The organism is Spirosoma aerophilum (genome assembly GCF_054782495.1).
Map to the genome: position 1 here is coordinate 185,205 of NZ_BAAGSJ010000050.1, position 9,215 is coordinate 194,419.

General features: G+C 48.7%; 10 protein-coding genes. 4 read left to right on the forward strand and 6 right to left on the reverse strand.

The window, feature by feature from the left end; translation table 11 throughout:
* Positions 1 to 47 precede the first annotated feature (47 nt).
* From ACYVK4_RS33240 to ACYVK4_RS33250, 3 genes are all read left to right on the forward strand, one after another.
* Complete coding sequence (locus ACYVK4_RS33240) at positions 48 to 626, forward strand: Crp/Fnr family transcriptional regulator (RefSeq protein WP_461131894.1); 579 nt, start codon at positions 48 to 50, stop codon at positions 624 to 626.
* Between the two features lie 70 nt (positions 627 to 696).
* The gene (locus tag ACYVK4_RS33245; protein WP_461131895.1) at positions 697 to 1,134 is read left to right on the forward strand and encodes a DUF4345 domain-containing protein; all 438 of its coding nucleotides are present in this window, start codon (positions 697 to 699) and stop codon (positions 1,132 to 1,134) included.
* Positions 1,118 to 1,666 carry a DinB family protein gene (locus tag ACYVK4_RS33250; RefSeq protein WP_461131896.1) on the forward strand — a complete coding sequence of 183 codons (549 nt, stop codon included), beginning with the start codon at positions 1,118 to 1,120 and terminating at the stop codon, positions 1,664 to 1,666. Before ACYVK4_RS33245 ends, ACYVK4_RS33250 begins: the two co-directional genes overlap by 17 nt.
* Before the next feature lie 279 nt (positions 1,667 to 1,945).
* On the opposite strand, the gene ACYVK4_RS33255 is transcribed toward ACYVK4_RS33250, so the two are convergent.
* The 6 genes from ACYVK4_RS33255 to ACYVK4_RS33280 all read right to left on the reverse strand — a co-directional run bounded on the left by ACYVK4_RS33255 (position 1,946) and on the right by ACYVK4_RS33280 (position 8,142).
* Positions 1,946 to 3,388 carry a family 43 glycosylhydrolase gene (locus ACYVK4_RS33255; RefSeq protein WP_461131897.1) on the reverse strand — a complete coding sequence of 481 codons (1,443 nt, stop codon included), beginning with the start codon at positions 3,386 to 3,388 and terminating at the stop codon, positions 1,946 to 1,948.
* 41 nt (positions 3,389 to 3,429) lie between these two features.
* A complete protein-coding gene (locus ACYVK4_RS33260; RefSeq protein WP_461131898.1) occupies positions 3,430 to 4,188 on the reverse strand; it encodes an acetylxylan esterase in 759 nt (252 codons plus the stop codon).
* 650 nt (positions 4,189 to 4,838) lie between these two features.
* A complete protein-coding gene (locus ACYVK4_RS33265; RefSeq protein WP_461131899.1) occupies positions 4,839 to 5,171 on the reverse strand; it encodes a hypothetical protein in 333 nt (110 codons plus the stop codon).
* 98 nt (positions 5,172 to 5,269) lie between these two features.
* Positions 5,270 to 6,865 (reverse strand): peptide chain release factor 3, encoded by a 1,596-nt coding sequence (locus ACYVK4_RS33270; RefSeq protein ID WP_461131900.1) that lies wholly within the window; start codon positions 6,863 to 6,865, stop codon positions 5,270 to 5,272.
* Positions 6,866 to 6,997: 132 nt separating this feature from the next.
* Entirely contained in the window at positions 6,998 to 7,375 is a 378-nt protein-coding gene (locus ACYVK4_RS33275; protein ID WP_461131901.1) for a DUF423 domain-containing protein, read from the reverse strand.
* 107 nt (positions 7,376 to 7,482) lie between these two features.
* Positions 7,483 to 8,142 (reverse strand): YggS family pyridoxal phosphate-dependent enzyme, encoded by a 660-nt coding sequence (locus ACYVK4_RS33280; protein WP_461131902.1) that lies wholly within the window; start codon positions 8,140 to 8,142, stop codon positions 7,483 to 7,485.
* A gap of 182 nt (positions 8,143 to 8,324) precedes the next feature.
* On the opposite strand from ACYVK4_RS33280, the gene ACYVK4_RS33285 reads away from it, so the two are divergent.
* Positions 8,325 to 9,215: hypothetical protein (locus tag ACYVK4_RS33285; protein WP_461131903.1), on the forward strand; the 891-nt coding region annotated here is incomplete at its 3' end.

The window sequence follows — 9,215 nt, forward strand, 5'->3', positions numbered from 1 at the left end:
CTATGCCCTCTGTCTGTATGAAAAGGATGGAGACTTAATTTGCCAAGATGCCCATTGATCAGTTAAGAGAGCTTGTCCAGGCGATTCATCCGCTCGTTGAGGAGGATTTAAACGATTTCATCAGCGTCTGGCAGCCGTTTTCAGCGGCTAGGAAGCAGCATTTGACCCTGGCAGGCCAGACCGAAAATTATCTCTACTTCGTGGTCGAAGGCGTTCAGCGCGTCTATTATCTGGATCAGCAGGACCGGGAAGCCACATTAGTTTTTTCTTACCCCCCATCGTTCGGAGGGGTAGTCGATTCATTCTTATTGCAACAGCCATCTCGCTACTACTACGAAACGTTGACTTCCTCCATTTTTCTGCGAGCATCCTTCACCAGCTTACAAGCCATTATGCAGCGCAGGCCGGCGGTAGAAACGATGATTAGATTGGGCATTACCCACGCCATGTCAGGTGTGCTGGAACGGTTGGTGGAAGTTCAATGCTACTCGTCAGCCGATAAATTTCGAAAATTGCTTCAACGAAGCGCCCATATTTTACAGCTTGTTCCCCACAAGTATCTGGCCAATTATATTGGCGTTGATCCGACGAATTTCAGCAAATTGATCAACAGCATCAAGGCCTGAAATCTTGGTAAATACCAAGAATCAAGAGTCCATGGATGCGCAACTTTGCCGCGTACTAAACGGATCAATCATGCGCACACAATCAATACGTAAATGGATGGCCCAGGGCTTTATCCTTTTGTCAGCACTAGCTTTATTATCGGTCAGCGTCATGGCTTTTGTCAATCCCCAATCGGTCATGGATCTGGTGGGCGTTAAGCTGAACAATACCGATGCGTTCAGTTCCATACGTGGCGTATATGGGGGCGTGGGGTTAACCCTCTTTATCACGCTGATCTACCTGATGGTATGGGATGTCCGGAAGGGGCTGGTCTTTCTGGTTTTGTTATGGGGCTTTTATGCACTGTCCCGGACTATCACCATATTTGCCGAAGGAGCCCTGGGAGCCTTTGGGCAGCAGTGGCTTTTTACGGAGTCGATCTTCTGCCTGATTTCCCTGCTCCTGTTCTGGGTAAATCATAAAGAAAATTCCTCATCCATGCCTCACCCCAATGCAACCCCCAGATAAGGCGTCCTGGCTGGCCTCGCTTGATGCTCAGGTGGCGCATCACACCCAGGAAGCTCTGGAGCATTTTCAGAACCTGGATGAAGGCCTCCTCTGCCGGCCTTCCTCAACGGGGGGCTGGAGTATCGTTCAGTGCCTGGCTCATCTCAACTCTTACGGCGACTATTATTTCCCTTACCTGCAGCAGGGGTTAGAAAGACCGGCATCAACCACGTCCAGCGACCCATATACTGGCTCTTGGCTGGGCACTTATCTGATCCGCATGATGGACCCCGACCGGAGCCGAATTAAATTTAAGGCCTTCAATCGGCACCAGCCCACCGAAATCGTTCACGCGCCTTCGGTGGTGGCGGCCTTTATTGATCAACAGGCGATCCTGCAAGGTCTGCTGAAACGGGCCCAACAAGCGGATGTCAACACTCTACGAATACCCTTGTCGATTGCCCCTTTCGTACGCTTATCGGCAGGAGATATTTTGGAGTTTCTGGTGGTTCATACAAAACGGCATCTCCTGCAGGCCAAACGAAACATGTGACCCCCAGGAAACAATATAGAAGCGCATAGATACCGGAAAAATAACTGCCCTGGTGAAACGCTCCTTTGCGTGCCGGATAGCTGCCTTTTTGCAGAAATCAGCCTTTGAGAGCCCCGTAGACGGCTGGCTCATCGTTCATAGGTACAGTATCGACCAAGCTGCATAGTGGATGCTTAGGCTGATGAAGCCCAAACATCCGGTCGGTCAATTACCTGTTCTCACCAAACACTACTGATTGGCGTTACCATCTTCTCAACATCAACGGTATCATGAATACCTTCAATGAGCCCTGAAATTCCATTTTGAATTATCACTGTTAAAATCAAACTCTGCTAGAGTCGGAGTGCTGTCGCCGGAAGATACCAGCGCTAATTTCTTTGATGAATTGGGTACGATCTTTGGCATTATCCGGTAGCTGCCATCCGTCAATTGATCGATTCGCCATAACTGTTCGGGAGTGCCGGTAAACGCCGGTACGGTAATTACTTCGGCATCGGCCGTTGCCGCCAGTGCCCGTTCTGTTCCGGCAAGCACAATTTTGTAATAGGGACCACCCAGATATCCGGTCGTATCGGGCGCATCTGTAATCGTCCATTTTTGATGGGGGCGCGACATGTAGTCGCCTATTCTTAACGGAATAGGACCGGTTGGCCAGTTTTTCACTACATCGGCTAATTGCTGAGGCTGAACGGGTTTTATTGGATCATTGTTGGGCTGACCGAATCCCCGGGGTCCATTCGCCATTCTTGTAAAATCAACGGCCAGCTCTAATCCATATCCTCTTCGAACGGATTCAATTTCGTAGGTTCCCTCGTTAAACTTTTCTCCGGCAACGGGCCATCCGTCCTTCCAAACCACCGGCAGTATGCCTAGTACGCTGCGGCCACCCTGTTCTAAATCGGCTTCATAATGGATGGACATTTTCTCAACGCCCTTCTCCAGAATGATGTGACCAAAATGCCCGGGGCCTATCAACCCTCCGCGGGTAGCAACCACCATTTTACCGCCCCCTTCCAGCATACTCCGGCCTACATTATCGAGATAAGGACCTGTTATTTTTTTTGAACGGCCCACCACCACATTGTAGGTAGAGTTGGCACCATCGCAACAACTGCCATGCGTGGCAAGCAGGTAGTACCAGCCATCGCGATAGACGAGGGTGCTGGCTTCACATACGATGGCGACATCGACGGGTTTATTGCCAGCCTTGAGTTTACCTGTCTTGGGGTCTAATTCGATAAGGCGGGTGAATCCAAAATAGGTGCCGTAGGTTAACCAAAGTCGTCCGGTAGTAGGGTCTAAAAGAACACCGGGGTCAATGGCGTCGTTTTCTTCATAGCCATCTGAGGTAGCCACGACAACCGGTTCGGAATACTTAAAATCAGGCGACTTTGGATCTAAGGTCTTGTTCCACATGGTAAGAATAGCGCCTTTGTGGTTGCCTGCACCACCGGTTGCTCCATAGATAACCAGGTAACGATCACCAATCTTGATAACATCAGGAGCCGCCCCGCCACCCGGCCTTACCCCACCACCCCGCCAGGTCCAGCCGTCTTCAGAAATCAATCCGCCACCGCCAGTGCCGAATGTGTAGTATTTGCCGTCACATTCGGCGACGGTCGAAGGATCATGGATAAAAGGTCTTCCAATTTGGGCCAGCAGGGACTGGGCTACCCATAAAATTAATAAAGTTGTCAGGCCGATTACGTTTATTCGTTTCATGTACTGATTTGAATTAATGAGCTTTAGTAGACGACTACCTATTATTCGTAACGAATACCGAGATTTTTTACGGGCGATCCGTTTTCATCTAAAAAACGAACACAGAAGTTAGCCATACCCGGTCCGTTTATGACGCCCCCCCGGATGACGTTCCTTCCCTTCTTGAGCGTTAATCGTGCTGATGTACCATTATCGGCAATCATATCCCTGTCGCCGGAAAGCAGCAATACTTCCTGACCATTCAACCACCACATGCTGCCAGAATTACAGCCGGCAGCCATCCTGACGTTCTGGATTTCTTCGGGGCAGTCGATGACGGTGACAAGCCAGACGAGTATTCCGAATCTGGGTTTGTTTAGGGCGTAGGTAAAGTGGTATAAGTTAAAGTTAAACGCCTTGCTGTCCAAGGCATACCACTTGAGTGCCTGGTTTCCCACGTTTACTGTTTCACCATGTTGGGGGACGGTGGTGTAATCGCGGGAAAAATTATCGGCCGAAAACGTTGTTCGGAGGTAGTTATCCGTGAATATATTATTCCTGACAATATCTTTCTTTACGGGTTCCAGGACCAACCAACGTTGAATAAATCCCTTGGCATCCGGTGTTTTTTTGGCGGTAGAAGCCGTTGTAAAGTGTCTGGACAGGGTATGAGTTGTATCCCCTTTTATGGGTATGGGAGGTAGGGGTAATCTTTGTCCTGGACCCGGACCCTGCGCAAAAGCGATAAGGCCTCCTGATTGTAAGACTGTTAAAACGACAAAAGCGATAACCGGCAAGGAAGGTTTGCGTTTTCTGTTCATAGCAGATTTCCTGAGTAAGGATCAGTGTTTCTACATGAAGCGAAGTTTATACAAACCTACTCAGCGAAGCGGTGGTAGTTTGCCTGTATTGCCGGCATACACGTCTACTCAGCAGGTCTACACATGGGCAGAAACCGCCGAAATGAAAGGCGCTATACGGGATGAAATAGTGAATAATAAAGTTGTAAGTAGTAAGTGCAGAAGTAGTAAGTAGCTGACCCATGAAAATTATTTCGCGTCAGCCACTTACTACTTCTGCACTTATTACTTCAATAGAACAGGCGGTTGATGAACTGGTGCATCAACGAGTATTTTACCTGGAGTTTACTACTTTAGTGGATACGAAGCCACTTATACACCAGGCATATGAGATTCGTTCTAATCATTATCGCTGTCATACTAGGCAAGTCTCTCGTTCAGCACTTCGACTTTAAAACGCTACAGTTTGCAAAACCAGGGCTGGATAGTTTATATGCGATAGTATTCATAGCGGCAATCTTCCTCTTCATAAGAGACGTAAAAAAAACAGACCATTCGAATAAATAGGATTGATCAGGCAACTCGGTCTTACTGATGATCAGTTGGTCTAAATGACCTAACCAGTCAACTATTTAGCGACCTACGAATACACTTCTCCAATCCTGTTTTGGTTATTGATTGGACTTTTTCGGCGTTTTTTTACGGGCTTTCACGTCCGATGGCCCCGTTCGTACGCTGCTGGCAGCATCCACTTTGGTGGTTCCCCGATTCGATGAACTCCCATTGGCCTGATATTGGTCGTTGGTCAGACCAGTACCGGTCGATGCGCCATTGGTACCGTCGTGCGTGTTAGCCGCCGACGGGTTTGAGCGGGCCGCGTCGGTCGATGAAATCGTACCTTCAGATGATTTACTATTTGTGGCGCGCCGGGGCTGTTTTTGCTGGGCGGCAGCCGTTCCGGCAAGGGCCAGAACAAGGGCAACGGTTGCGAGTGAATTTAGCATCAGTCTGTTTATTAACGTGAGTGATACTGGTATTAACTCGCTCGCCACCGTTGGGTTTTCAATAATCAGAAGAATATGTTCAATTGAACATTATAACTTTAGGCCGCGACTTTGAACTCCGAGGTAAGGTGGAAAGTAACATCGGGGTTATTTTGCTGATTCATGCGCAACATCCAATCCGACTCGGCCAGAAATACCGGATTCTGATCTTTATCGTATGCAATCTGGTTGCCTTTCAGGCGTATAAACTCAGCCAGTTTCGCCGGATTTTCGGCCGTGATCCAGCAGGCTTTTGTGTAGTTCAGATGGACCCACCGGCATTTGGCACCGTATTCATTCTCCAGTCGATACTGAATAACCTCAAACTGCAGTTCACCAACGGTTCCAACAATTTTCCGATTGCCCAGTTCGAGCGTGAATAACTGCGCGACGCCCTCATCGGTCAACTGCTGAATACCTTTGTCCAGCTGTTTCGACTTCATCGGGTCGAGGTTGACGAGTTCTTTGAATATCTCGGGCGAAAAGCTCGGTATTCCCTGAAACTGTAGCTCCTCCCCTTCCGTTAGCGTATCACCAATTTTAAAGGTACCTGTGTCGTAAAGGCCCACCACATCGCCGGGGAATCCCTCCTCCACCACGCTCTTACTATCGGCCATGAAGCTGAACGGGCTGGCAAAGCGTACGTTCTTGTCCAGCCGGGTGTGATGGTAAAATTTATTACGCTCAAAAACGCCTGAGCAAATACGCAGGAACGCAATTCGGTCGCGGTGGCGCGGGTCGAGGTTCGCGTGTATTTTGAAGACGAAACCGCTAAAATTTTTCTCACCCGGCAGCACTTCGCGTTTGTCGGTCGGGCGGGCGATGGGTTCGGGCGAAATATCGCAGAACCCTTCCAGCAGTTCCTTCACCCCAAAGTTGTTGACCGCTGAACCAAAGAACACGGGCGCCAGTTTACCATCCAGATACGCCTGCCGGTCAAAACCGTCATAAACGCCATCGATCAGTTCAACATCTTCACGAAGCTGGGCCGCGTCGCGGTCGCCTACTTTCACATCCAGCAAATCGTCGGCCAAGTCAATGGGCAAAACATCGGCTTCAACTTTCGTTTTGTTAGCTTTGAAGAAATATAACTTTTTCTCGATAAGGCTATAGACTCCCTTAAAGTCCGAACCCATATTGACCGGCCAGGTCATCGGCCGAACGCGAATGTTCAGCTTATCCTCCAGCTCGTCCAGCAAGTCGAACGGATTACGGCCTTCGCGGTCAAGTTTATTGATAAAAATGATCACTGGTGTGTCACGCATCCGGCAAACTTCCATCAGTCGCTCGGTTTGCTCCTCCACTCCTTTCACACAGTCGATCACCAGAATAACACTATCGACGGCGGTTAGCGTCCGATAGGTGTCTTCGGCAAAATCTTTGTGACCAGGCGTATCGAGGATATTAATTTTCAGATTATCGTATTCAAACGTCATCACCGACGTGGCGACGGAAATACCCCGCTGTTTCTCAATCTCCATGAAGTCGGAGGTAGCGGTCTTCTTGATTTTATTGGATTTAACCGCACCGGCGGTTTGAATGGCTCCCCCAAAAAGCAGCAGTTTTTCGGTTAACGTTGTTTTACCGGCATCGGGGTGACTAATGATGGCGAACGTCCGTCGTCGGGCCGTTTCCGCCTGTATATTCGTTTGCATTATTCTCAGAATCAAGACACAAAGATACGAAAAAAAGGGAATAAGGGGAGGATGGAGGAAGGGGAGTATGGAAACGGAGTCGACTAACTCTTTTACCCCTCCCCCTTTCCTCCATCCTCCCTTTCCTCCCTCTTACAAAAACGCCCATAGCAGCAGGGCCCAGCCGGCAATCATGCCCAGCCCGCCGATGGGTGTAATGGCCCCCAACCAAGTAACCCCCGTAAAGCACAACACGTATAAGGAGCCAGAGAAGATCAGAACACCTCCCAAAAACGAGTACCCCGACCAGTTGAGCAGCTTCACTATAGTCGGATTACTGCCGAAGGTGTGCATGAGTAAGCCTACCAGCACGAGCGCCAGTGCATGATAAAACTGGTACTTAACGGCAGTCTCAAATGTGGCCGTACGTCCCGTTGCCTCAAGCATCGTACGCAATGCATGGGCACCAAACGCACCCAGGCCAACACCTATCAGGCCCAAAACAGCCCCGGCTTGAATAAAAAATTTCATTTTCTTTTGTCATGCTGACGAAGGAAGCATCTTCAGATCAGGTTGATGTATACATACCGCCTTAATGGCCCGGCGAAGATGCTTCCTCCGTCAGCGTGACAAAATCGTTAGTTTCTACTGCCAAAAATAGCACTCCCCACCCGAATCATCGTACTGCCCTCTTCCAGGGCAATTTGATAGTCTCCGCTCATCCCCATAGACAGTTCCTGAAACTGGATCATTGGTCGCTGAATCTGGCCCAGTTTATCGTACAGCTGTTTCAGTCCCCGGAACTCCTGACGCACTTTATCGGTATCGTCGGTGTTCGTTGCCAGCCCCATCAGGCCAATAACTTGTATGTTAGGCAGCTGGTCGAGCTCGGGCGATTGCAGTAAGGTTTCAGCCTCTTCAGGAGAAAGACCAAACTTGGTTTCTTCGTCGGCAATATAAATCTGCAGCAGGCAATCAATGGTCCGATTGTGTTTAGCAGCCTGTTTATTAATTTCCTGAAGCAGCTTTAAACTATCTACCGCATGAATCAATGTCACAAACGAAGCAATGTATTTTACTTTGTTCGTTTGTAAATGCCCGATCAGGTGCCACTGCACATCAGTAGGCAACTGTGGCTGTTTATCAGCCATTTCCTGCACTTTATTCTCACCAAACCGTCGGCAGCCGGCATCATATGCTTCCTGTAGCATCTCCACAGGTTTCGTTTTTGTTACGGCAATTAGCTTGGCTTTATTTTGTAATTCACTCTCAATCAGGCGAATCGATTCAGCGATCATAGGCTAAAAAGTAGTTGTCTTCTAACAACCGTTTATTAATATTGTGCAAATATAGGATTGAGAACTGCGCAGGGATGCGTACTTTTTGGCCCTGAACCTCTGAAAAAGACAATAAATCACAGCGTGATTTAGTTTTGGTACCAATTTTAACCACAACTCCTAAAGCCTAAGACATGACCCCAATGGAACCCAGACCTCAATCTCGTAATAACAGTCGCAGTTACTTACTGGCCGCCTTATTGATTTTAGCTGCCCTTAATGTATTGCTGCTTTACTTCTATTATCAGGAGCGGCAAGACAACAAAACCAAGGATGCAACCATTGCGGCCAAGACAGAGGAGGTCCTGATAGCTAAAACAAAGCTCGACTCCATTTCGTCGCAGCTGGACGCTAAAATTGCCGAAATTCAGCAATTAGGCGGTAGTATCGACTCGCTCATGAAAGTGAAAGCGCAACTGGAACAGGACAAGCGTGAACTGAAAAACGTCGGCACTTTCGATAATAAAAAGTACGATCAGAAAATTCGCAACTACCAGGCTATTCTGGCCCAGAAAGATCAGGAGATTGCTCGCTTGAAAGAAGAGAATGGGGTATTATCTCAGAAAAACGAATCCCTTGCGCAGGAGAACAGTGGGTTAAAAGCGGCCACACAATCGCTTAGTGACTCGGTTGTGGCAGTTACCATAAAAAACCAGGAATTAGCCGAGAAGGTCACCATTGCAGCCGCCCTTCACGCCGAGACCATAACGGTCAGTGCCCTTAACGCCAAAGGGAAAGAAAGTGATGGTGGCAGCTACAAAGCCAAAAAAATCGACAAAATTCGCATCTCCGTGCATCTATCGCCAAATGGACTGGCCAAAAAGGATGAGAAGATCATGTACGTTCGTATTCTTGATCCGCAAGGTGCTGTTATATCCGATCTGGCCACAGGTTCGGGCGAATTTCTGTACAACAACCAGGGCATGATTTATACCGCCATGCAACGTTTCACCTTCGACAATACCCGCCAGCACATCGATTTCACCTACGGCCGTGGTGGTCAGCGCTTCAACGAAGGCACCCACACTGTCGAA

What these genes read in the sequence shown, in the direction of transcription:
- ACYVK4_RS33240 (WP_461131894.1), top strand. Translation starts at nt 48, where the DNA reads ATGCCCATTGATCAGTTAAGAGAGCTTGTCCAGGCGATTCATCCGCTC.
- ACYVK4_RS33245 (WP_461131895.1), top strand. Translation starts at nt 697, where the DNA reads ATGCGCACACAATCAATACGTAAATGGATGGCCCAGGGCTTTATCCTT.
- ACYVK4_RS33250 (WP_461131896.1), top strand. Translation starts at nt 1,118, where the DNA reads ATGCAACCCCCAGATAAGGCGTCCTGGCTGGCCTCGCTTGATGCTCAG.
- ACYVK4_RS33255 (WP_461131897.1), bottom strand. Translation starts at nt 3,388, where the DNA reads ATGAAACGAATAAACGTAATCGGCCTGACAACTTTATTAATTTTATGG.
- ACYVK4_RS33260 (WP_461131898.1), bottom strand. Translation starts at nt 4,188, where the DNA reads ATGAACAGAAAACGCAAACCTTCCTTGCCGGTTATCGCTTTTGTCGTT.
- ACYVK4_RS33265 (WP_461131899.1), bottom strand. Translation starts at nt 5,171, where the DNA reads ATGCTAAATTCACTCGCAACCGTTGCCCTTGTTCTGGCCCTTGCCGGA.
- ACYVK4_RS33270 (WP_461131900.1), bottom strand. Translation starts at nt 6,865, where the DNA reads ATGCAAACGAATATACAGGCGGAAACGGCCCGACGACGGACGTTCGCC.
- ACYVK4_RS33275 (WP_461131901.1), bottom strand. Translation starts at nt 7,375, where the DNA reads ATGAAATTTTTTATTCAAGCCGGGGCTGTTTTGGGCCTGATAGGTGTT.
- ACYVK4_RS33280 (WP_461131902.1), bottom strand. Translation starts at nt 8,142, where the DNA reads ATGATCGCTGAATCGATTCGCCTGATTGAGAGTGAATTACAAAATAAA.